General features: G+C 45.6%; 23 protein-coding genes. 16 read left to right on the top strand and 7 right to left on the bottom strand.

The annotated features are described in order from the left end of the window. Nucleotides 1-73: 73 nt before the first annotated feature. The 3 genes from DHX103_RS06590 to DHX103_RS06600 form a co-directional block, all read right to left on the bottom strand. Nucleotides 74-1069 carry a quinone oxidoreductase family protein gene (locus DHX103_RS06590; protein WP_422124478.1) on the bottom strand — a complete coding sequence of 332 codons (996 nt, stop codon included), beginning with the start codon at nt 1067-1069 and terminating at the stop codon, nt 74-76. 184 nt (nt 1070-1253) lie between these two features. Beyond that, nucleotides 1254-2102 (bottom strand): MBL fold metallo-hydrolase, encoded by an 849-nt coding sequence (locus DHX103_RS06595; RefSeq protein WP_422124479.1) that lies wholly within the window; start codon nt 2100-2102, stop codon nt 1254-1256. A 198-nt stretch (nt 2103-2300) separates the two neighbouring features. Further along, nucleotides 2301-2897, bottom strand: a complete 597-nt coding sequence (locus tag DHX103_RS06600; protein WP_422124480.1) for a class I SAM-dependent methyltransferase — start codon at nt 2895-2897, stop codon at nt 2301-2303. Nucleotides 2898-3109: 212 nt separating this feature from the next. On the opposite strand from DHX103_RS06600, the gene DHX103_RS06605 reads away from it, so the two are divergent. From DHX103_RS06605 to pdxT, 6 genes are all read left to right on the top strand, one after another. Further along, on the top strand, nt 3110-4201 hold the full coding sequence (locus DHX103_RS06605) for an NAD(P)-dependent alcohol dehydrogenase (protein ID WP_422124481.1): 1092 nt from the start codon (nt 3110-3112) through the stop codon (nt 4199-4201). A 212-nt stretch (nt 4202-4413) separates the two neighbouring features. Continuing rightward, on the top strand, nt 4414-4839 hold the full coding sequence (locus DHX103_RS06610) for a DMT family transporter (RefSeq protein WP_422124482.1): 426 nt from the start codon (nt 4414-4416) through the stop codon (nt 4837-4839). Nucleotides 4840-4851: 12 nt separating this feature from the next. Continuing rightward, the gene (locus tag DHX103_RS06615; protein ID WP_422124483.1) at nt 4852-5517 is read left to right on the top strand and encodes a Crp/Fnr family transcriptional regulator; all 666 of its coding nucleotides are present in this window, start codon (nt 4852-4854) and stop codon (nt 5515-5517) included. A gap of 11 nt (nt 5518-5528) precedes the next feature. Next, nucleotides 5529-6017: a DMT family transporter gene (locus tag DHX103_RS06620; protein WP_422124484.1), complete on the top strand. Its 489-nt coding sequence runs from the start codon at nt 5529-5531 to the stop codon at nt 6015-6017. Between the two features lie 183 nt (nt 6018-6200). Beyond that, nucleotides 6201-7085 carry a pyridoxal 5'-phosphate synthase lyase subunit PdxS gene (pdxS, locus tag DHX103_RS06625; protein ID WP_422124485.1) on the top strand — a complete coding sequence of 295 codons (885 nt, stop codon included), beginning with the start codon at nt 6201-6203 and terminating at the stop codon, nt 7083-7085. Nucleotides 7086-7087: 2 nt separating this feature from the next. Beyond that, on the top strand, nt 7088-7678 hold the full coding sequence (gene pdxT / locus DHX103_RS06630; protein ID WP_422124486.1) for a pyridoxal 5'-phosphate synthase glutaminase subunit PdxT: 591 nt from the start codon (nt 7088-7090) through the stop codon (nt 7676-7678). Between the two features lie 207 nt (nt 7679-7885). On the opposite strand, the gene DHX103_RS06635 is transcribed toward pdxT, so the two are convergent. After that, on the bottom strand, nt 7886-8482 hold the full coding sequence (locus DHX103_RS06635) for a CHRD domain-containing protein (protein ID WP_422124487.1): 597 nt from the start codon (nt 8480-8482) through the stop codon (nt 7886-7888). A gap of 199 nt (nt 8483-8681) precedes the next feature. Between DHX103_RS06635 and DHX103_RS06640 the strand changes: the two genes are divergently transcribed. After that, entirely contained in the window at nt 8682-9377 is a 696-nt protein-coding gene (locus DHX103_RS06640; protein WP_422124488.1) for a class D sortase, read from the top strand. A gap of 108 nt (nt 9378-9485) precedes the next feature. Here the strand turns inward: DHX103_RS06640 and DHX103_RS06645 are convergent, their stop codons facing one another. Both DHX103_RS06645 and DHX103_RS06650 read right to left on the bottom strand, forming a co-directional pair. After that, a complete protein-coding gene (locus DHX103_RS06645) occupies nt 9486-10712 on the bottom strand; it encodes an MFS transporter (RefSeq protein ID WP_422124489.1) in 1227 nt (408 codons plus the stop codon). Nucleotides 10713-10845: 133 nt separating this feature from the next. Next, nucleotides 10846-11169, bottom strand: coding sequence for an ArsR/SmtB family transcription factor (locus DHX103_RS06650; RefSeq protein WP_300986303.1), 324 nt, complete (start codon nt 11167-11169; stop codon nt 10846-10848). A gap of 285 nt (nt 11170-11454) precedes the next feature. On the opposite strand from DHX103_RS06650, the gene DHX103_RS06655 reads away from it, so the two are divergent. The 6 genes from DHX103_RS06655 to DHX103_RS06680 all read left to right on the top strand — a co-directional run bounded on the left by DHX103_RS06655 (nt 11455) and on the right by DHX103_RS06680 (nt 20244). Continuing rightward, complete coding sequence (locus DHX103_RS06655; protein ID WP_422124490.1) at nt 11455-13179, top strand: ABC transporter ATP-binding protein; 1725 nt, start codon at nt 11455-11457, stop codon at nt 13177-13179. After that, nucleotides 13176-15035 (top strand): ABC transporter ATP-binding protein, encoded by a 1860-nt coding sequence (locus DHX103_RS06660; RefSeq protein WP_422124491.1) that lies wholly within the window; start codon nt 13176-13178, stop codon nt 15033-15035. Before DHX103_RS06655 ends, DHX103_RS06660 begins: the two co-directional genes overlap by 4 nt. 155 nt (nt 15036-15190) lie before the next feature. Further along, complete coding sequence (locus DHX103_RS06665; RefSeq protein WP_422124492.1) at nt 15191-15442, top strand: hypothetical protein; 252 nt, start codon at nt 15191-15193, stop codon at nt 15440-15442. A 266-nt stretch (nt 15443-15708) separates the two neighbouring features. Beyond that, a complete protein-coding gene (locus tag DHX103_RS06670) occupies nt 15709-16206 on the top strand; it encodes a TVP38/TMEM64 family protein (protein WP_422124493.1) in 498 nt (165 codons plus the stop codon). A 256-nt stretch (nt 16207-16462) separates the two neighbouring features. After that, nucleotides 16463-18883 (top strand): PAS domain S-box protein, encoded by a 2421-nt coding sequence (locus tag DHX103_RS06675; protein ID WP_422124494.1) that lies wholly within the window; start codon nt 16463-16465, stop codon nt 18881-18883. Between the two features lie 446 nt (nt 18884-19329). Further along, nucleotides 19330-20244 (top strand): diguanylate cyclase domain-containing protein, encoded by a 915-nt coding sequence (locus DHX103_RS06680; RefSeq protein WP_422124495.1) that lies wholly within the window; start codon nt 19330-19332, stop codon nt 20242-20244. Between the two features lie 109 nt (nt 20245-20353). Here the strand turns inward: DHX103_RS06680 and DHX103_RS06685 are convergent, their stop codons facing one another. Continuing rightward, entirely contained in the window at nt 20354-20545 is a 192-nt protein-coding gene (locus tag DHX103_RS06685; RefSeq protein WP_422124496.1) for a hypothetical protein, read from the bottom strand. Nucleotides 20546-21067: 522 nt separating this feature from the next. Here DHX103_RS06685 and DHX103_RS06690 point away from each other — a divergent pair. The 3 genes from DHX103_RS06690 to DHX103_RS06700 all read left to right on the top strand — a co-directional run bounded on the left by DHX103_RS06690 (nt 21068) and on the right by DHX103_RS06700 (nt 24043). Further along, entirely contained in the window at nt 21068-22207 is a 1140-nt protein-coding gene (locus DHX103_RS06690; protein WP_422124497.1) for a diguanylate cyclase, read from the top strand. Nucleotides 22208-22578: 371 nt separating this feature from the next. Beyond that, nucleotides 22579-23100: a sigma-70 family RNA polymerase sigma factor gene (locus DHX103_RS06695; RefSeq protein ID WP_422124498.1), complete on the top strand. Its 522-nt coding sequence runs from the start codon at nt 22579-22581 to the stop codon at nt 23098-23100. Further along, nucleotides 23093-24043: a hypothetical protein gene (locus tag DHX103_RS06700; RefSeq protein ID WP_422124499.1), complete on the top strand. Its 951-nt coding sequence runs from the start codon at nt 23093-23095 to the stop codon at nt 24041-24043. The genes DHX103_RS06695 and DHX103_RS06700 overlap by 8 nt, the downstream gene beginning before the upstream one ends. Nucleotides 24044-24074: the final 31 nt, after the last annotated feature.

Consider the following 24074-nt stretch of genomic DNA (forward strand, 5'->3'; position numbering starts at 1 on the left):
GTTCACTAAATAAAAAACAAGATAAAGGACTTCCTCGTAATCGGAAGTCCTTTTTACTGTCTCTTATACAATATTACTCTATAGTGGAGCCAATTTTTAATGCTAACTTCCCTACGAAATGCTTCGTCAATGCCAGATGGGCGGACTGGGCGTCATCCAGTGAGAAAGTTTGATCAATATGAGCTCTGACATTACCAGTCTGAAGATAGTTATGCAATCGGCCCAGTATATCTGCGTCAGGTTCGCCATTATAGCCAATCAGTTTCACTGCTTCATCTGCTGACGGCAATGGATAAACCCCGTTCGGATAAGCGATTCGGCCATCGGGTTTGATTGTTTGAACGATGCTTTGGGCCGTTGCACCGCCGGCGGTTAACAGGGCAGCATCGAATCCTGCCGGTTCAACCCTTTTTGCTTCAGCGAGAAGATCAGCCCTGTGCCCATCCACGACATTTTCAATGCCGAGCTCTTTGACCATTTTTACTCCATCCTCTCCCGAAGCGACTGCAAAAACCCTGGCGCCCATTTGTTTGGCCAGCTGCGCGGCGATGTGACCTACCCCGCCGCTCGCACCCAAAATTGCAATGGACTCATTTCGTTTTAAATGCAGAGCATCTTCCAAGCCGCGCAGCGCCGTCAATCCAACGCCTGCAATAACACCTGCTTCCTGAATGCTCAAAGATTTTGGAAGAGGGGTTACAAAGTTTTGGTCGATTGCTGCAAATTCCGCATAGAAACCGCCTTTCGGATTCAGAAAACGCGCACCCATAACTATATCTCCGATTTTAAACGCTTTTACATTCTTACCTGTCGCTACCACAGTCCCCGAACCTTCAGACCCCAACACGTACGGAAATTCCGCTTTCACTCCGACCATTTCCGTATAGCCGCCTTCCCGCTCAAAAATGTCCCAGCGCCCAACTCCTGCATATTCCACTTTCACCAATACGTCATCATCACCAATTTCAGGTACCGGTATCCGTTCAGCCACCAGCTGATTTTCATTTCCAAATTCGTGCAAGACAACGGCTTTCATGACATTCCCTTTGTCAGCTGCATTGCGGTTCATCTTTAGCCCTCCTCTTGAATCAGATTAGTTTCCGACAATATTTACCTTCATAATAATCTATGGTGGCGTAATAATAGAAGGATTCAAACTCGAAACCAGCAATTCGAAATGGTATTTAGAAGAAATAAAAGAATCCAAATAGCAAAAGCCACCTCTATTGAAGTGGCTCCTGCATTTTTCAGCATTATTGTGACTGAATGACTTGGTCATTCACAAATGCTTTTATAAAAAACAATTCATTGTCATTCGGCCCTCTGTTGTTTTGGATACGGAAGTTTTCTTCAGCCGCTTTCAGCGAAGCTGACGTTACAGCCTCACTTGCCGCTGTCAGCTCTTGCCAGTATAAATCCATTTCCACTAAATCGCAGATGGATTCATGGCCAAGCAAGAACATTTCGGCATCATAACTTTGGATGTCTCTAATCATCTGCTCCAACAACGATTGCTTGATATGGAATAAAGAATTAGTGGTTTTGCCGTACCCACTATCCCCTAAAAACAAGACTTTCTCATCAGGAACATAAACGATGGTCGAGTCATCCGTATGGGTGCTCGTAACCTTTTCGATAATGCATTTTTTATTTCCCAGATCGATAGTCAATGCGTTATCAAAGATTATATCGGCAGAGCCCAGCTTGAAACTGTCCCTGTCCGGCATGTCCACCTGCAGGATCTCCATGCATTTGGCATCCATCCGATTGGTGCTCACATGCTTTTCGAGCGAACTATCATCATACGTGAAGGTTTGCCATTCCTGCATGAGTTCGTTTGTTTGGCGATTCACGATAATCGTTGCATCAAATTCGTTCATGCCCAGGAAATGATCCCAATGCGCATGTGTAATAACCACATATTTCACAGGGGGGACATCGAGCTTTTCGATTTCCCGTAAAAAGTCTTTGGCGTGCTGAGGTGAATTGCCTGCATCTATGATGAGACTGTATCGCTCACCACAAACCAGCCCCAGTGCCGGCCGCTCTTTGTCGTCCTGATTGGATAAATAATAAACCGTATCGCTTATTCTATTCAGCATATTTTCTCTCTCCTCTATTTCAGTTGGTTGTTCTATGAAAGAGAAAATCTGCATGTGTATTTTATGGCGCACTAAAATATTCTACAATTTTCTCAGATTAGTTTTTCACCATTGGACTTGTCCTCCTTAAGTTATATGGAAAAGTATACCATATATATTTTGCCATTAACTGTTTTCCGCAATAATTCTGAATTCCCCTTACGGCTTGGCCCATATCAAATAGACATTGCCCGCCAAATAGCGCTCTTCCCTGATGAGTTGTAAATTCGAACTTTTTACAATTCCGCTGATATCTCGATTTGCATGGCATCCCGCAATTTTGACTGCCACCGGATCCAGTGATTTTTGGAGCAGGCCCAAAGGTTTGTTGGAGCTGATGCCATGTTCCAGCAAAAGGATTTTGCCATCCGGCTTGCACCATTTCTGAAAGTTATTTAATACCTTGAGCGGATTTTGATAACCGCAAAGCGTTCCGGAAGAAACGATCGTGTCAAAAGAGTTCGCCGGAAAATCTATGGCTTCAACATCATCCTGGATAAAAGTGGCGGTAAATGGATAGTCTTTTGCGGCAACCTTTGCCCTTTTCAGCATTTCCGGACTGAAATCCACTCCTGTCAATTCGACGTCTTTATCATAGAAAGGAAAATTCAGGCCCACACCAATGCCGACCTCCAGAACCTTGCCTTCAACATCCCGGAAAATTTTCTGGCGATACTTGAACGTCTTATCCCTTTCCCGGTATTTATTGTATCTATTCGCCTGTTTATCGAACTTTTTCGGTAAGGATTTTTGCATCGTACTCTGCTCCTTCCTGTTAATCACTATGAGAAAAGCTGTAACCGTTCATCTTTTTAAATTCATTATACAAAATTTCACAACACATTAAATGGATGCCGATTCGCTTTCGCAGCTCTTCAGACTTTATTTCCCGTTACTGCTGTTCGCGAGTAAATTGGAGAGAAAAGGGTAGTTGTTTAAGAAGAGCAAATTTTAAGAGGAGGGCTACAATGAAAATACGTGCAGCCGTTACACACGGTTTGGGAGAAGAGTTTAAATTCGAGGAAGTGGAACTGGGCGAACCGAAAACGAATGAGGTGCTGGTGAAAATTGTAGCAACGGGCGTCTGCCATACTGATGCGGTAGCAAGGGATTTGGGATTGTCACCGTTTCCGGCTGTTTTGGGCCATGAAGGGGCAGGAATAGTTGAAAAAGTCGGTACCGGCGTTACCACAATCCAAGCCGGTGATCATGTCGTGCTGTCCTTCGCTTATTGCGGACATTGTGAAAATTGCCTGACCGCCCATCCGACCGTTTGCCTGAATTTCAATGATTTAAATTTTGGCGGCAAAATGCAGGACGGGACGAACCGAATCCAACACGACAATCAGGCTGTTTCGACGTTCTTCGGCCAATCGTCTTTCGGAACATTCGCGGTTGCCAATGAACGGAATGTCGTAAAAGTGGATCCGGACGTGGATTTGACGCTGCTCGGCCCTCTCGGCTGCGGTATTCAGACGGGTGCAGGCACCGTATTGAACCGCTTCAAGCCGGAGTTCGGTTCTTCCATCGCGATTTATGGAAGCGGCGCGGTCGGATTGAGTGCTGTCATGGCAGCGAAAATCGCAGGCTGCATTAACATCATCGCCGTTGATATCCACGACAACCGGCTGGAACTGGCCAAGGAACTCGGTGCCACTCATACGCTGAACGGCAAAAATGTTGATGTCGTGGAGGAAGTTAAAAAAATCACCAACGGCGGCACCCATTACGCGGTTGAGACAACGGGCGTGCCGCCTGTCGTCAAACAAGCCATCCATGCGCTTCGCCCGCTCGGTTCATGTGCCATTGTCGGTGTGACGCCAGAGATCACATTCGATGTTCACAATGACATCATGGCAGAAGGCAAAACGGTAATGGGCGTAATTGAAGGCGATTCAGTTCCGCAAGTGTTTATTCCTCAACTGATCGAATATTACAAGCGCGGGTTGTTCCCATTCGATAAACTGACAAAAGTATATGATTTCGAGCAAATTAACGAGGCATTCGAAGACTCCAAAAAAGGAACGACCATCAAACCGATTGTAAAAATCGGCCAATAATAAAAGCGCTCCCTCAACAAGGCGCGCTCAGGCTGCAGGCAAACTCAAATTGATTGGGTTTGGCTGCGGTTTTTTGGGTTAACAGCAAATAAACCGTTCCTAATTTCCCCTTGCCATTTCCTCAAAGATACGAAATGATTAATGGGACATGTGTCCTTTTCGCATTATTTATTCCCCTGTAAATTAGGAGTATAGAAAGGTGCGTGGATTTTATGAAAGGGACCCTTTTTGCGCTGTTGGGTGGCTTTTTCCTGACATTCCAAAGTGTCGCAAACGCCACAATCAGCAACCAAATCGGCTCATGGCAAGCAGCCGCGATGACCCAGCTGACGGGCTTTGTGCTGGCGATCCTCATCGTGATAATGATAAGAGACCGCTCATATCGCCAACTCTCTCAGGTCTCGCCACTTTATGCATCCGGCGGCATGCTCGCTGCTATTGTGCTTTTCAGTAATATGACCGCGGTTCATATCATGGGAGTAACGCTGACCATCGCTATTTTCCTGATTGCGCAGCTGGTGCTGGCAATTGCCATCGATGGCAGAGGCTGGTTTGACATGTCCGAAAAGCGAATTGGCCGGACCCAAATTGTCGGCGTCCTGATGATGATTGTGGGCGTCATTGTTTTGAAATTGTAAGGAGGCGTAAATATGGACCAGCGCATTGCGGATTATCTTCAGCAATTTGGATTAGCCGATCTGTTTCCCCTTCATGTCCGACAAGAGATGTTTGTCGCAACATACAAAAGTGGTGAACGTTTGTTTTCACAAAGCGATGAAGCGCATACGCTTTATTTTCTCATCAAAGGCAAATTGAAAATATCGATGCTGTCCCCAGAAGGAAAACGGCTGATCCTGGCATTCAAGTCAGAATTCGATATTGTAGGCGACGTTGAATATGTCAGGGAATGCAACTTCATCAATACCGTAGAAGCCGTCACGGACATTGATGTAATCGCCGTTTCGTACGACACGCTTCGAAAAAACATGGCCGGCAATTCGGCGTGGCTCCAGTTTTTACTCAATACCATCACAGAGAAATTCGAAACCAAAACGCGGGCGATGAACTTTAACCTCCTCTATACGGTCGATGTCCGTGTGGCGAGTTACCTACTTTCAATGACACCTACACAGCAGATGCTCGAATCCACGTCACTCATTGATATGGCGGATTTGATCGGCACGAGCTACCGTCATTTGAACCGCGTCCTCCAGCAATTTGAACAAGCCGGATGGATTGTGAAAAAGCGCGGAAAAATCACTTTGCTCGACCGTTCCGCCCTGTTGGAACAAGCCGGACAAAATATTTACGAATAGGAGGAAACCAAATGGCTCTCGGCATCTTTTTGGCAATTATCGGCGGCGCGTTTGTCTCCATTCAGAACACCTTTAACGCGAACGTCAAAAAACAGGTCAGCGTCTGGACCACCACTGCGCTTGTGTTGTTTCTCGGCTTTGCCGCCTCGCTTGCGGCCGGTCTCATATTTGAAGGAACGGGCTTGTTCAGTTTCCAGGCAGAACCGTGGTTTTGGTTCAGCGGCATCGTAGGTGTGGGAGTCGTTGCTTGTGTCACACAAGGCGTGCAGATTCTCGGGCCAAGCCGTGCCATCTCACTCGTCATGGTCTCCCAAATTTTCTTCGGCCTGATGTGGGATACGCTCGGCTGGTTCGGGCTGGAGAAAGTTCCCTTCACCTGGCAATCGCTTCTCGGGGTCCTCCTGATCAGCGGCGGTGTGCTGCTGTTCCAGCTCGGACCTAAATTGGAGCAAAAATCGTATGTAAAATTAAGACCCGACACAATCAAAGCGAACGATTGACAATAAACGCAGAAACCCGGCAAGCCTGTGTGAACAGGAAATGTCGGGTTTCTTCTATTTCAATTATGGCCCTTTAACATTCCTCCACATAAAACTGACCCTTAAATAATATCGAATCTGGCTCTTTTCATGTGGTCAACTTCATTTAAACTGAAGGTATTAAACCTTTAGGAGGAACTCAATATGAATCAACATGGCACAGATCGGGTAAAAAGAGGAATGGCTGAAATGCAAAAAGGCGGCGTGATTATGGACGTGGTCAATGCGGAACAGGCTCGCATTGCCGAAGCGGCAGGAGCTACTGCGGTTATGGCATTAGAACGCGTCCCTTCAGATATCCGCAAAGACGGCGGCGTTGCGCGTATGGCTGATCCCCGCATAACCGAGGAAGTTATGAAGGCCGTTTCCATTCCTGTTATGGCGAAAGCACGCATCGGGCATATCGTGGAAGCACGTGTTCTGGAAGCGATGGGCGTCGATTATATCGATGAAAGCGAAGTTTTGACACCCGCTGATGAAGAATTTCATTTATTGAAAAACAACTACACCGTGCCTTTCGTTTGCGGTTGCCGAAACTTGGGTGAAGCAGCCCGCCGGATCGGCGAAGGAGCTTCGATGCTCCGCACAAAAGGCGAGCCGGGCACCGGGAATATCGTGGAAGCGGTGCGCCATTTGCGCCAGGTCAACGCGGAAGTGCTGCGAGTGGTTCATATGAGTGAAGATGAATTGATGACGGAAGCACGCATTTTGGGCGCTTCTTATGAATTCCTGCGTGAAGTGAAATCACTGGGCCGCCTACCGGTCGTCAATTTCGCCGCAGGTGGCATCGCAACGCCATCGGATGCCGCTTTGATGATGGAACTGGGAGCAGACGGCGTGTTTGTCGGATCCGGCATCTTCAAATCCGACAACCCGGAAAAATTTGCGCGCGCCATTGTCGAAGCGACAACCCATTACCAGGATTACAAATTGATCGCGGAATTGTCCAAGAATCTTGGCATTGCCATGCATGGCATCGAAATTTCCACAATTGCTGCCGGCGAACGCATGCAGGAGCGAGGCTGGTAACGATGAAAAAAATAGGAGTCCTTGCGTTGCAAGGAGCTGTTCGCGAACATACTCGGTCCATTGAGGCGTGCGGGGCTGAAGCGGTTTCGGTAAAAAGACCTGCGGATTTATCCGGCTTGGACGCGCTCATTCTGCCCGGAGGCGAAAGCACCACAATGCGGCGGCTGATCGACCGATATGATTTCATGGGGCCGCTGCGCGACTTTGCGGCGTCCGGTAAGCCGATGTTTGGCACTTGTGCCGGGCTGATTCTGCTTGCTAAGGAAATCGTCGGATACGATGAACCGCATCTCGGCGTCATGGATGTTAAAGTGGAACGCAATTCATTTGGCCGCCAAATCGACAGCTTTGAAGCAGACCTGACGATCAATGGTTTGGACACGCCATTCAATGCCGTCTTTATCCGCGCGCCCCATATTGTCAGCGCCGGACCAAACACGGAAGTCCTGTGTGAATACGATGGCAGAATTGTTATGGCACGTTCCGGGCAATTTCTTGGCTGCTCTTTCCATCCCGAGCTGACCGACGACCACCGGATCACCCAATACTTCATCGACATGGTGGCCGTAGATAACATGAGTGTTAACGCGTAATATTAAAAACCCATTCTTCCAAAAGGCTTCCTATGTACGGCACTTCTGTTGATAGATATTCATCTGTCTATGGAACTGCCGTGTATTTGAGGCCTTTTTTAATCCATATTTCATTGAAATGATACCTGTTCATATTTAACCCAAATGAAAAAAGCTGAACTTCTGTTATCTTCTATAACAGGAGTTCAGCTTTTTTGGAAAGGTTTTTTAGACAGTGGCTTGATTGCGGCGCCAAACCAGCATTACTCCACCAAGCAGTACTGCGAAAATACCAATCACGGTGTAAAGCGGGCCATTTGAAGCCGTGTCTGCCATCTCATCGCCTTCTGCAGAATCTGCTACCAGCTGGCCACGGATTTCACCATCAGGATATTCTTCCGTATGCAGATTTACATAAATTTCTCCGGCTACAAGTGCCATAGCGAAATCTTCCCAGGCCATATCCCCAGCCAAGTCGTCAGCTGTCAATGTTCCTGACGCTATTTCTCCGTTATAATCTATCGCTTCATCGTTTGCAAATAACGGCAATTCCACCGGACCGTTTTCACCAGCAGCTCCACTATGAAGATGCCCAGCCATCGTGCCGTTCAAGTTTGAAGCACTTACTGTGTACTCCAGTGATTCCCCGTCTTCACTGACTTTAAAATACGCTTCTCCTGTTGCGTCGCTAGTGACTTCCATGACTTCCTGGTCTGGACTTAAATTCACATTGAATTCCAATCCTTCGTGAGCGGCGGAAACTGCGGCGGCAAACCCTGCTGCTGCCAGCAGTGACGCCAGCAGTAAAACCAAGAACTTTTTCATTTGTTCCTCTCCCTGTAACTTATTTCACCTACCCGGTGATACCTTTCACCTACCCTACTCAATTAAAAGTTATTCTTTATTATCTGAATATTGAATATATTTTACTAGAAAGAATACAAACATCCGAGTTAAAAAAGGTTATAAAAAAGAAAATAGGGGAATATGCATTTACACTATGGTTTCTTAGGAGTGGCAGATCATGCGCAGAAAAATTGCTCCGATTCTAATTATTACTGGACTCCTCTTTGCCGGTTGGCACGGTTATTTCTGGTTTACCGGATCTTCTTCTGGCCGTGAAGCCATCGGCGAAAACGATATTATCGCAAATGCGGAAGACGAAAATTTGGATCAAAAAAATAATGCGTCCCTTTCAATACCTGCCATAGAGAGCCGAAACGAACCAACAGCAAATTCTCCTGAAACTGCAGAAAAGGCAAAAAAAGCAGAAGAGCCCCCAGCACGTGATTATGAAGAATACGACAAGGGAGTAGAAATTGGCTGGCTGCTCATTCCGGATCTTGATATGAAATATCCGATTTACTGGGGAACAGACGATGACACCCTTAACCAAGGGGTCGGCTATCATATCGGGAATTTCACCACCCCTCCTGATGGCCATGGGCATACCGTGTTATCCGGCCACCGGGATACGGTCTTCCAAGAACTCGGGGAGTTGGAGCAAGGGGCTCGCATGTATGTGCAATTTGAAGACATGCAGTATGAGTATGAAATTCAGAAAACCTGGATTACAGATGCACAGGATCGCACAGTTATTGTCGAGAAAGCAGAACCAACTTTGACGCTCACTACCTGCTACCCCTTTACGTTTATCGGTTCAGCTCCCGATCGCTATATTATAGAAGCAGTATTAATTGATAAGACGGCGATGAATTGACGGATACGCTACTTAAAAGAGAGGCCAAACACTGGCTTCTTTTTTTTGGGCTGCATTTTAATTTATATAGAAAAAAACACCCCGCAATTTGCAAGGTGTTCCAATCTGTTATGATCCGTCAAACGCTTCACTTCCCGCAAAACTCTCTTTCGAATCCAACCGGTAGCTGGCAAATGCCAGGCAGGATGCGATCAGCGCGCATAATGCGCCGACCCACGAAAGCTGGATGAGGCTGCCGTTCGCCACGACATATCCGCCAAGGGTGGCTCCGAGCGCAATGCCGACGTTAACCGCAACGGGTGTCAGAGATGAAGCGAAATCTTTGGCTGCCGGGAAATAGACCGTCGCCAAGTTCATCAAATACAATTGGATTGTTGCATTCATGGCATAGATCATCACGGCCATCAGCATGAGAGAGACCAAACCGGCATACGTCGATTCCATCGTAAAATACAAAGAACCTAAGATAATAGCCTGGACTATAAAGACATAGCGAAGCTTGCTGACACCGTTGCGGCTGGCGATTTTTCCTGCCAGCACATTGCTGAGGATTGAAAACGCACCGTAGGCAAGCAAGATGACACTGACGTAGCTAGTCGGAATCGCCAGTCCTTCTTCCAAAATTGGGGTAATGTAGGTGTAAATCGTATACGTCCCGGCGATCGAGAATGTCGGGATAAAGAAAGCCAAAATCATGCGCGGGTTCGTCAGCAAACCGAGCTGTTCTTTAGCCGATGCTTTCTCTACTTTCAAGCCCCTCGGTAGGATAAAGATGCTCATCACCAAACTGATGACGCCCAATAGCGTTGTAAACCAGAACGTCAATTGCCAATTGCCGAGCTGTCCGATGAGCGTTCCTAAAGGAACCCCGATGACATTCGAAATCGTGAAACCGGCAAAAATCAGCGCGATAATGGCCCCTTTTTTGCTGTCCGGCATAATGTCGCTGGCAATGCTCATCGACAGCGCCACCAAAACACCACTGACCACCGCTGTCAGAACGCGGGAAACGATCAACAGTTCATATGTGCCTGATAAAGCACTGATGACATTTCCGACGATGAACAACGAAATCAGGATCAGCATCAATGGATATTTCGGAAAGCGGCTGACGTACGCCGTCATCAATGGTGTGCCGATGGCGTATGCGATGGCGAAACCGGAAACCAGCGTGCCCGCTACCGCGAGGCTGATGTTCAAGTCGGACGAAACTTCCGTTAACAGGCCAACGATGACAAATTCACTGGTACCCATAACAAACGTTAACAGCGTCAGCGTAAAGGCCAATACTTTTTGTTTTGTATTCAATACTTCTTTTTTTACACTTGTGGTCACGAAAAATTCACTCCTAATTGCTGGTTTTCCTTAACGTACGAATGAATCGTTTCATTCCCATTTAAAGATTTTTTGAATATAGATATATCTAAAACTATCGATATGACAAATAAAAAAAAGACATGGCGCTGCCTTAGATTTCTTCGTTGATGAATTGTGCAATTTTCGCCAATGTCTCTTCGTTTCGCCGATAATAAGTCCATTGTCCGTAACGCACCGCTTCCAGCAAACCTGCTTTTTGCATGAGCGACAGATAATGGGACACGGTCGATTGGGACAGATTCACTTTCTCTTGAATATCCCCGACACAGACGCCGCCTTCAATGCTTACCTCCTTGGGCAAATGCGCTTGCTGTGCAGGAAAATTCTTCTCCGGTTCTCTCAGCCACTTCAAAATATTAAGACGGGTTTCGTTTGATAACGCTTTGAAAATATCTAATACATTTAAATTATCCATGTGTGCATCTTATATCGATTTAATTCGATATGTCAATTCATCAGTCCCCAGTCACCAATGAGCCTGGGATACTCGGCGCTGTAAATGTCCATATAAAGGCAGTAAGAAAATCGGAGAACGCCGAATGAACTCGCTGAACGCCTATCGCAAACGAAAGAAGCGCTGATTTTATTTGTCGGAATCGTCCCTGTATTTTGACACTTCCATTAAAAAGCAGTAGCTTAAAAGCAAACCAATATGCGCTTTGGCGCTGTGCACCGAAGAAACGAAAAGGATGTGGCACGAATGCTGAAAATCCTGAAGAATTTGAAGGTCTATAAATGGTTGGTGGGGATGGTTTTTTTGCTGGTGTTCACCCAGGCAATGGCGGACTTGTTTTTACCGACGCTGATGGCGGACATTATCGATAATGGTGTGGTGGTCGGCGATGTGCCGTATATTTGGCAGATTGGCGGTTGGATGCTGGCAGTTGCGGCGCTCGGTGCTGCGGCTTCAGTGGCTGCAAGCTATTTCTCTTCGAAAGCCGCCATGGGCATGGGGCGCGATGTGCGGCGGCAGGTGTTCACGCATGTCGAGCAGTTTTCGCTCCAGGAATTCGATGAAGTGGGCACCGCGTCACTGATTACGCGGACAACGAATGACATCACGCAAGTGCAGCAAGTGGTACTGGTGATGCTGCGCATGGTTGTGAGTGCGCCGATCATGCTGGTCGGCGGGCTCATCATGGCGATTTCGAAAGACCCCCAATTGTCACTCGTCATCATTGGTGCGATGCCAGTTTTGGTGGTATCGATCCTATTCATCCTGAAAAAAGGCATTCCGCTGTTTACGGAAGTGCAGAAACGGCTGGATCGGCTGAACCTCGTGCTGCGCGAAAATTTGACGGGCATCCGCGTGATCCGGGCATTCACCCGCGAACATGAAGAACAGGTCCGCCTCGAGAAGGCGAACCGCGAATTGACGGACGTCTCGATCCGCGTCAACAAAATCATGGCGTTTCTCATGCCGGTTATGATGCTGGTCATGAACTTGACCGTTGTCGCAATCATTTGGTTCGGTGGCATCCGCATCAATAATGGCGCAATGCAAATCGGTGATTTGATGGCGTTTATCCAATACGTCATGCTCATCATGTTCGCGCTGGTCATGGCGTCGATGATGTTCATCATGGTGCCGCGCGCCGCTGTTTCAGCGAACCGCATCAACGAAGTACTGGCGATGCGTCCAGCGTTTGAGGACCTCGGCACGCAAACCGCAGACCGGGAACGCGGCACGCTCGAATTCGACCATGTGACGTTCAGCTATCCCGGCGCAGAAGAGCCGGTGCTGTCGGACATCACGTTCAGCGCGAAAGCAGGCGAGACAACAGCGATTATCGGCGGCACGGGCTCCGGGAAATCGACACTCATCAATTTGATCCCGCGGTTCTACGAAGTGTCGGCAGGAACGATCCGCGTCAATGGCGTTGATATCCGCGACGCCTCGCAAGATGAAATCCGTTCGAAAATCGGTTTCGTGCCACAGAAATCAATCTTGTTTTCCGGCTCCGTGGCGGAAAACATCCGCTTCGGCAAGCAAGACGCGAAAATCCATGAAATCGACCACGCGGCAAAAATTGCGCAAGCGGCTGATTTTATCAGTGAGATGGAAGACGGCTACGATACGTATGTCGAGCAAGGCGGGTCGAATTTATCCGGCGGTCAGAAACAGCGGCTTGCGATTGCGCGCGCACTCATCCGCAAGCCCGACTTGTATATTTTTGACGACAGCTTCTCAGCGCTCGATTTTAAAACCGACTCGAAATTGCGCGCGGCACTCGCCAAAGAAACCAAAGAGGCGACCGTGCTGCTCATCGGCCAGCGAGTCAGTTCACTGATGGATGCCGACCGCATCATCGTCCTGGAAAAAGGGCGGATTGCCGGCATGGGCACCCACGAAGAACTGCTGCGCACCAATAAAGTCTACCGGGAAATTGCCGAATCTCAGCTATCAGAGGAGGAGATCGCATGAGCGACATCAAGAAACGTCCTCAGCGCGGCGGCCATGGCTTCGGTCCCCCCGGTGCAAATATGATGATGGCAGGCGAAAAGCCGAAGAATTTCAAAGCGACGTTCAAGCGGCTGCTGGCGTATTTAAAGCCACGGCGAGCGCGCTTGACGGTGGTCTTCGCAGCGGCGATTCTCAGCACCGTCTTTACGATTATCGGCCCAATGATTATGGGAATGGCAATCACAGAACTGTTTGAAGGCGCGTACGGTGAAATTCGCGGCGAGCCGGGAGCGTCGATCAACTTTGACGTGATTGGACAGCTCCTAATGCTGCTGGCCGGTCTTTACATTTTCAGCAGCGCGTTCATGTACTTGCAGCAATATCTCATGTCATCAGTGGCACAGGACACGGTTTATGATTTGCGCGAAGACGTCAGCGCCAAACTGGAGCGGCTGCCGCTCAATTATTACGATCAAACGGCGAAAGGTGAAACGTTGAGCCGAGTGACAAATGACATTGATACGATTGGCACGACGCTGCAGCAAAGCTTGACGCTGTTTATCACGTCGTTCGTGACGCTAATCGGTATCACAGCGATGATGCTGATCATCAGTCCCATCTTGACGGCGATTGCGATTACGAGCCTGCTGCTGTCGATTTTCGTCATCCGCCCGATCCTTAAGCGTTCGCAGACGCAATTCGCTGACCAGCAGCGAACGCTCGGTGAGTTGAACGGCCATATCGAAGAAATGTACACTGGACATCCGGTCGTTAAAGCGTTCGGCCATGAAAAGAAAGCAATCCATAAATTTAATGATACAAATGAGCAACTTTATGAAGCTGGACGCAAAGCCCAGTTTATGTCCGGCATCATCATGCCGCTGATGCAGTTTATCGGCAATTTCAGCTATGTGCTGATTAGCGTCGCGGGCGGTATCCTGGTGACACAAGGGCGCATCTCGATCGGTGACATCCAGGCGTTCATCACGTATTCCCGGCAGTTCACACAGCCGGTGACGCAGACAGCAAACATTGCGAACATCATCCAATCGACTGTCGCTGCTGCTGAACGCGTTTTCGAACTGCTTGATGAACGGGAACAGACTATGGAAACAAAAGGCACCGCATTGGAACGAGCAAAAGGTGCTGTGGCGTTCGAGCATGTGGACTTTGGCTACGGTCGCAATCCGCTGATCCAAGACATGAACATCTACGTCGAGCCCGGGCAGACAGTGGCTATCGTCGGCCCGACCGGCGCGGGGAAAACGACGCTCATCAATTTATTGATGCGCTTTTATGAACTGAACGCTGGACGAATCCTGATTGATGGCATTGACACACGTGATTTGCCGCGCGGCGAACTGCGCCGCAATTTCGGCATGGTGCTGCAGGATACCTGGTTGTTCAATGGCACGATCAAAGACAATATCGCATACGGCAAAACCGGCGCAACCGAAAAAGAGATTGTCTCAGCTGCAACAGCTGCACACGCCGACCATTTCATCCGTACACTGCCCGATGGTTATGACACAGTATTAAACGAAGAAGCATCCAACATCTCACAAGGTCAGAAGCAGCTGTTGACGATTGCGCGAGCCATCTTGTCCGATCCTCCGATCATGATTCTGGATGAAGCGACATCGAGCGTCGACACGCGCACTGAAGTCCTCATTCAGAAAGCGATGAACCTCTTGATGGATGGGCGTACAAGTTTTGTTATCGCGCACAGGCTGTCGACGATCCGCGACGCCGACCTGATCCTTGTCATGGACAAGGGACGCGTCATCGAACAAGGTACACATACCGGATTGCTCGACCGCAATGGCTTCTACGCTGACCTCTACAACAGCCAGTTTGCGAAGTCGGCGGTAAGTTGAGGAAAACAGAAGGTCAATTGCAGAAATGGAAAAAGCTTTCTCCCCGCTTATCAATCGTTGGAAATTATTAAACCAATGGATTGGCAGAAAATGAAGACGGGTATAGAATAGTAAGCAACAGACAGCAACACATTACAATTTGGGAGGAACAAACCGTGGGCTTATTCTTTATGGGAATCCTGCTTTGGTCGCTGGTCATCGCCTCGGTCGTCTTGCTCGTCTACGGAATATGGAAACAGTCATGGAAAGCGCTCGCGTGGAGTGGCGCCGCCTTGCTTTTGCCGATGGGCCTCATCGCTTTCGACGGAAGCGGAAGCATGTGGTTCAAGTTGAGTATCGTGCCGCCGCTGTTAATTTTTGCCGCCGCGTATTACATGAGACACAAAACTGTTCAGCATTTGCATTAAGATGAAAGGGCCGGAGATCTCCGGTCCTTTTTTTGTGATTTGCGATTATCTATATGAATTTCAATAATCCTTATCTTGCCTCGTTCTTTTATTGAAATGGACAAAAAACGGTAAAAAGTAGTTCGTTTTTATGTGCCCGTGCGGTGCTGATAGCTTGTATAATGGAATGATTATCAATACTTTTTAACTAGCTTATGCGGGAGGAGGATCCTACTATACTTACTCAAATTCCTGTTATCGATTTTCTGCTGTTGCTGCTGTTGAATATGGGGCTCGGTGCAGTAGGTTTTTTCCCCAGTGTTCTTTTGACCGCACTCAATATCAATACATTCGGAGTCACAATCGGAACGGTGCTTTCGCTGTCAGGTGAAATCTTTGGTGCCATTGCCGGATTCTACCTCTACCGATTCGGGTTCTCAAAAATCAATCCGCATTGGTTGAAAAAACCGTTCTGGGCGTACATTCAACGCTCTTCGGTAAGGCATGTCTTTTGGGCAGTCATCTCACTGCGCCTTATCCCTTTCGTACCGTCAGGGTTGGTGACAGCAGGAGCAGCCTTGACGCCGATTTCCGGCCCCCTCTTTATGGTTGCCAGCACCATCGGCAAAATTCCCGCGGTCTTCATTGAAGTGGCAATTGTTTATGGCGTCATCCATACCATCCCGACCAGCTATCAATACGGTTTGGCCCTTGTGATCCTGCTGGTGACTGGATGGCTCTGGAATAAAAACAGAAGAAAAAATTCCGTTGCAATCAAAGAGTGATTCTTGGAGTCGCGCTGCTCCACTATTCCTTCATAAAGAAAGCCAAGGGCCTGCACAGCTTTTGGCTTTTTTTATAACATCTTTCGAAAGCAGTTTTCCCTTTGCCATCAGACTTCATATTTTATTTTATGGAATTGAGAGAATTCTTTCGAAAAGTGGTAAACTTGGAATACATGGAAAATAATAACTTCTTATATTAAAAGGAATTAAATACAATAAAAATGGTTATCTTTACTTGCGGAAAGGAGAACAATTAATGAGGGACTTTACAGAAAAAATGAGCCCGGATATCTTAGCATCCACAGCGCTGTTAGATTTGATCCAAGATCCGGTTTTTTTGATGGAAGAAGATCATGGTTCTTTCCGCTATATCTATGCGAATCCAGCAGCCTTAACCATTATGAAGCAGCAGGAGTTGGTTGGACGCCGGCTTGAAGACGTGCTGCCCCCAGAGAAAAGCCGTCAATTTATCCAGTATTACCAAAAAGTGCAATCCACTAAACAGTCTTTTGAGTTTACCGATAGAACTGAAATTGACTCTAACGAATTTATTCGGGAAACCATGCTGAATCCGATCATGGCAGAAGATGGCGAGTGCTTGTATATATTGGCTATCGTTAGAGACGTTACGGACAGAGAGCGGAAGAAACAGGACCTTCACACGACGCAAAGAGAAATCGAAATCGAGCGGGAACGATTGAATTCTCTTGTCGAACACAATGGCAGTGCAGTTTTTGAATTTGACGATCAAAAGAATTTTGTCAGCCTCAATAAAATGGTCACTGACTACACCGGTTACAGCGATGAAGAACTGATTGGCAAATCCATTTTATCCTTAGTGACCAACAGCTTTTTGGAGGAAACTCGCGCGAATTTTGCTAAGGCTTTAGCAGGGCAAGCTATTGATTTTGAGACCAGTATTCATACAAAGGAGCAACAGATTGCCACGTTTCAGATGAATACAATTCCCATCATTGTCGAAGAAAAAGTAATCGGGGTCTACGCCATCGCCAAGGGAATTACCGAGCAGAAGGAAACGGAACGCCTTCTGCAGGAAAGCGAACAGCGGTATAAATCGTTGTTTGATAACCATCCTCACGGCATACTGACTTTTGAACGGAACGGCAATTTGGTGAGCATCAATGCTGGAACAGAACATATTACAGGCTACACCTTAAAAGAACTGGAAGCCGAATTATTTCTGTCGATTATCCTGCCGGAAGAAAAAGAAAAAGTGCTGCATCATTTTTACAAATCGATTGATGAAAAACAGTCTGCACAATACCAACTGACTTTCCGACATAAAAACGGCCAGTTGGTTGAACTTCAAACAATGAATATTCCCATCATCGTAAACAAAGAGCTGGTTGGCATCCATGGCATTGTAACCGATATCACTGAAATAAACCGGGCCCAAAAAGCCTTGACCGAAACGAAAAAAGAGCTGGAAGTCTTCTGGGGCAACTCCACTGACCCGATTTTTTACATTGATACTAAAGGAGACATCCTGAAAGTGAATCCTGCTTTTGAGGAAACTTTTGGATTTACGGAAGAAGAAATGGTAACCGGCAAAGGTACAATCATTCCCTCGCATATGAGATTCGACCAAATCAATATCGTGGAAAGAATCATTCGGGGAGAAACGGTCAATTCCCATGACACCATCCGTATGACCAAAGCGGGAAAACCGCTCAATATTATTTCTTCCTATTCGCCTGTGCGAAATGCGGCCAAAGAAATCATCGGTGCCACCATCCTTTATAAAAATGTGACGGAACTTAAAATGGCCGAGAAGGCATTGCAGAAAAGCCAGGAGAAATACAAAATCATAACGGAGAGCACGTTTGATATCGTTACGATGATCAACCTTAACGGGCTGGTCGAATACGTATCCCCTGCCTATGAAAACATTTTGGGCTATCCTGAAAAAGCTTTACTCGGCAGCCCATTTACGATAAGAGTCCATCCCGAAGATGCATCTGATTTACGGGACAGTGTCAATTCCCTTACTGATGGAGGAAAGCCTGCTCCGATTGAAATTCGTTTTTTACATAAAGAAGGCCATTATATCTGGATGGAGGTGTCGCCTACTCCAGTCCTGGAAAACGGAGAAGTGAAACAAGTATTTACGATATCCAGAGATATCACGGAACGGAGAAGGCTTCAGAAGGAAGTTGCAAAAATGGCGTTTTATGACCATTTGACGGGCATACCGAATCGCCGGACTTTTGATGATAAGCTCCAAATGGCCATCCATCAAGCAAATTCTTCCGGCAAAAAAGTGGCCGTTCTCATGCTCGATGGGCATAAATTCAAGCAAATCAATGATCAATTTGGCCACGATGCAGGAGATGCTGTAATTCAGGAAATGGCTGCACGCCTCCAGTCCTGTGTTCGCCTACCAGGTACAGCCGCTCGTTTAGGCGGAGATGAGATGGGCGTTATTTTCCCTGGAATCGAGTCACCGGATGAGGCCGAAGAGCTAGCAAAACAAATTTTGAACTCGTTTAAAAAACCCTTTAGCTTTAACGGCGTTGATATCAAAATTGGAGCCGGGATTGGCATTTCCCTTTATCCCGACCATTCCACCAATGAAAGACAATTGATAAAGTTTGCTGATCTGGCACTGTATGAAGCCAAAAGCAAGGGGCAGTACGCATACAAAATTTATGAATAGTGTTTGTTTGCAGGTTTTTTGCCGAGCCCTTCCTTGATAAAAGCCGGACCCCAAAAAAATATTCAAAAGCAGGAAAAAGCCTTTCAGCAGTGAAAGGCTTTTTCAAATTCGATTTATACTTTATTATGGAAATTCGAATCGATATCAGTATTAACTGTGAAAATACTCTTACGCAGCTTTTTCCATCATCAGATCCCACCGATTAAAAGAGTTTAACCTGACAATGTAACTATCGGAAAATTACAATATTTATCAATCAATACTTTTTACCTATTATTTATTATACAATATAAGTATATGATACTCTTTGACATATACATAATTACAAATATAATATTTTTCCTCTTTTAATTTAACTTATTAGATTCGGTTGCAAGTAATTTCTCATTTAGGAAATAAGAAACGGACAAACTCCACCATACACATATCCTACCTACAGAAAGAGGATGATGGCAATGAAACCACAGTTTGTTAACTCCCTATCAATAGCACCGGGAATAAGTGAGTCCGTCCTGAATTCTTTAAGAGCTCAAATCTGTGTGATAGACAGAACCGGAACCATCTGTTTCACAAATAAAGAATGGAATGAATTTGCGCTGCGCAACGGCGGTACATTATCCAGCTGTGGAGTTGGCTCAAATTATCTTGAGCATTGTGAGAGTGAGCCGGAAGTGTATGAAGGATTGCAGGCGGTTCTCACGGGTGAGTCTGACTGTTTCAACTTCGAATACCATTGCCATTCCCCTTCCGTACAAAGATGGTTTTTGATGCAGGCCACCCTTCTGCAAACAAATGATGAAGCCGTTGCCGGAGTGGCCATTCACCACGTCGATATCACGAAACAAAAACTCCTGGAACTCCAGCTGAAGGAACTTGCAGACAAGGATACCTTAACTTCATTGTTTAACCGACGCTATTTTGAAGAACAACTAACAAAAGAAATCAGCCTGGCTCTCCAACACAACACGCACCTATCTTTACTCTATATTGATATAGACAACTTTAAAGAAATAAATGATTCGTACGGCCATCCAGCAGGCGACCGCGTATTAAAAGCACTGGCTCTTCAAATTGAGTCTGCAGCAAGATCCTCTGATACCGCAGCACGCATTGGCGGAGATGAGTTTGCCATCCTTTTCCCTAATACAGGCAGATCCCAATTGAAAGTTCTGGCAACCACATTAAGCCGGAATATCCAGCACCTGAAAATCCAGGAACAAAGCCTGGAGATCAACGTTACCGTATCCATAGGCGGGAAAAGTTTCATAGATGAATTCCCCATCACTTCCATGGCGGAATGGGCGGATAAGGCGTTATATATAGCCAAAGATAAGGGCAAAAACCAAGTAGTCATCTTTTGATCATGCGTGAAATTTGAAACGTCTCTGTATTGAGGCGTTTTTTTGCGTCCTCATTTTGATCCGTCAAAAAGCGGTGACACAAAATCCCCCGCTATTCAGTAGAAAGTTATCACGAGGAAGCCACCGTTACCTGATTGCGTCCTTCGTTCTTCGAGTTGTATAAAGCGACATCCGCAATTTTCAATAACCCGGAAAGCCCCATGTCCTGTGTGCTTTTGGCCATTCCGATGCTGACCGTCACCTGACCGTATGGCCAATCTTTGACTTCGATCGATTTTCGTATTTTCTCAGCAATTGCCACGGTTATTGATTTTTCACAAAAAAAGTCTTTTGGCTCATATTCATTGTGCCAAATTTTAGTATCCCAATTGCTGGACATTGCGGACACGAAGAATAAAATTTCCTGTTGAAAGTGAAAAGCAGCTTAGGATGACTCAATACTTTAAATCAAAAAAGAATTTTAGTTATTTTTACCTATTTCATATTATATGTTATAAACATATGGTACTCTTGATTTTGTAATAAAAATACATTAAAACATAAAATTTTTACTGTTTAATTTGTATCCCTTACTTTATCGCCGTGTTTAATTGAAATTGCCCATCTACTAAAAGCATGAAGCACGATATAGATCAATAATAATTGGAATAAAGGGTTCTATATATAATACTTACTGTAATGAGTAATGTACTTGAAAATAGCGATCGAAACCCAATTATCATAAAAAATAAAGACGGGAAAGTTTAGGGTTTTATGGACATTACCTAAATATGCTTGGAATACTAAAGATTCCCTTTAATAAACAAATAGGAGTGTAGTACTAATGCGAAATGACTTTTACTATCCCAACAACGAAAATGCCGACATTGCTTCAGAGTTACTCAGGGCCAATAAAGAGCTTGTCTTTCAAATTGAAGAGAAAGATAAGCGTATAGCAGAGTTGCTCATTGCCAATAAAGAGCTCGCCTTTCAAATTGAAGAGAAAGATAAACGTACTGCAGAGCTGGTCATCGCCAAGAAAGAGATTGCCTTTCAAACCGAAGAAAAAGCTGACCGTGCTGCAGAGCTGGTCATCGCAAAAAAAGAGCTTGCTTTTCAAACCGAAGAAAAAGCTGACCGTGCTGCAGAGCTGGTTATTGCCAATAAAGAGCTTCTCTTTCAAACTGAAGAAAAAATTGACCGTGCGGCAGAGCTGGTCATTGCCAATAAAGAGCTTATTTTTCAAAGCGAAGAAAAAGCTGACCGTGCGGCGGAGTTGATCATTGCGAATAAAGAACTTGCCTTTCAAACCGAAGAAAAAGCTGACCGTGCGGCGGAACTGATCATTGCGAAGAAAAAACTTATCTTTCAAACTGAAGAAAAAGCTGACCGTGCGGCGGAGTTGATCATCGCGAATAAAGAACTTGTCTTTCAAAATAAAGAGAAAGATAAACGTGCGGCAGAGTTAATCAGCGCGAATAAAGAGCTGGTTTTTCAGAACGAAGAGATCTTATATCTTAGCTACCATGACCAGTTGACTGGTTTGTATAACAGAAGGTTTTACGAAGAAGAGTTACTGAGAATTGATACACCAAGTAATATGCCTTTGACAATATTAATTGGAGATGTAAACGGCTTGAAATTAATCAATGATTCCTTTGGACATTCGATGGGGGATGTGTTGCTGAAAAAAGCGGCTGAAGTAATTAAAAGAGGCTGCCGGCAAGAGGATATTGTTTGCCGAATCGGCGGTGATGAGTTTGTAATGCTATTGCCTAAAACAGGGGCAGATGAAGCAGAGGAAATTATCACACGTATCAATGAACTGTCGTTACTGGAAAAAGTAGGTTCAATGAATATTTCTGTCTCATTTGGCTATGAAACGAAGTATGATGAAGAAAGTGAACTTCAAGAAATATTCAAAATAGCAGATAAAAATATGTATAATAATAAGTTTTCGACAGGCAACTATGAGAGAACGTGAAAAAATAAAAGAGTGATGCCTTTCCAAAAGAAATTGGAAAGGCATTATTCATTTTAACGCCTGCTTTATAAAAATATCCAAAGCACCGTCTCCGCTCAAAGCATAAATTCTTAGCTAAAAATTCGCATTCCAGCATTACCTTTCTTCTCAACCCGGTTCTAAACCCACATAGCACCGATAAAAATGCAAAAAGACATGTTTTGAATAAACTCTATTCACCCTTCATTTATAGAATTTCTACTCAGTGAACTCCTTTTTTTCATCTAGCGAGACTGGACAAATCAAGAAGATGTAGCTTCCCAAAAAAATTAAAGCCAAATCTGTAAGCTGCACGTCTAATAAGAGAACGGGAATAAGGGGGTGGCTACTGCTTGCTGAATTTAGTGAAGAAAGCTCAAAAAGGTGATGATCACGCGTTTTACGCGTTATTTCAACAATATGAACAGGATATTTACCGCATGGCTTTTGTCTATGTAAAGGATCAAAATGATGCACTTGATGTGGTGCAAGAAACAGCCTATCGTTCATTCAAAGCCATAAAAACGCTAAAAGAACCCAAGTTTTTTAAAACCTGGCTGCTTAGAATAGCGGTTAATTGCTCTCTGGATTTACTTCGGAAACAGCAAGCAGTGGTTCGGTTGCTGCCCGAAATCGAAGAAAACTTATCGGGGGATGCAGATGAAGACATCCCTTTAGAAATAACGGTCCGTGATTTAATCGAACAATTGGATGAAGGAGAAAAGAGTGTGGTTCTCCTACGATTTTACGAAGACTTATCTTTCAAAGAGGTAGCAGAAACCCTGGATATTCCATTGGGTACAGCGAAAACAATTTTATACCGGGCGCTGGCCAAGCTCCGTAAAAATTGGAAAGGAGCCGATTTGTATGGGTAATAACATTAAACAGGAAATAAATAAAATTGAAATACCTGAAGAACTGAGCGACAGAAGTAAAACCGGCATTTCTCAAGCAAAGAAAGAAATGCACAAGGGCAGAAAAAGATTTAATGGCAAATTCATTGGGGTTGCCGCAGCTTTATTTTTATCCATCGGCGCATTCGTCTTATTTAATAATTTTTCCTCAAACGGTACATCGGGCCACTCCGAAGCACTCATTGTGAACGAAGACGGAAGTGTAGAAATTCCAGCTTTGCAATTACCCGAAGACACTTCCAATGCCGATATGATCGGTTTAATTGTTTACAACGGAAAAGTTTACACCCAAACAAGGACAGAGATCGATGCAGAAGATGCGAAAGCTCTGCTAGGCGAGAAACTTGGGACCACGACAGGAACCATTGATGAATGGAGCACGCAGGAAGCCTATGATGACGAGTTCGCATCGACAATCGGAGTAACAGACGTTTATTCCGTAAATGGATACGATAAAGACTTCAGAATCATGGCTTATCACGAACAGGATGGCGGGCAATACGCAGAGTTTTATGAGAACCTGGATGGAATCACCATAAGCAGCGGTGAAGATGTCTTCGGCAAATTAAATATGTTTGGGAATGTATCTACTGCAGAGTGGAGAACCTTCACCGATTGGAATAATGACATTGAAAATTATAAGCCTATTTCGGATATGGCCGTATTGAATGCCTTCCTGGAAGAACTGAACAAGGCAAAGCCTCTTGCCCGTGAACAAAACTCCGATCCAATTGGGGATTTCCGAAACGACGAGGTCTACAGGGAGCTGATTATTCACTTGGATGATGGTTCAAGGGTCAGCCTGACGCTTCTCAAAGACGGGTATATCTATTACGGGTTTATGGCTGTGTATTTTGAAATGGATGAAGGAGTGTTTTCAACAATGTGGGAGCAGCTGCAGTAAAAATATTTTTTTATAGACGAGGGCGTTTCCG

The sequence above is a fragment of the Planococcus daihaiensis genome (genome assembly GCF_049262615.1).
GTDB lineage: Bacteria > Bacillota > Bacilli > Bacillales_A > Planococcaceae > Planococcus.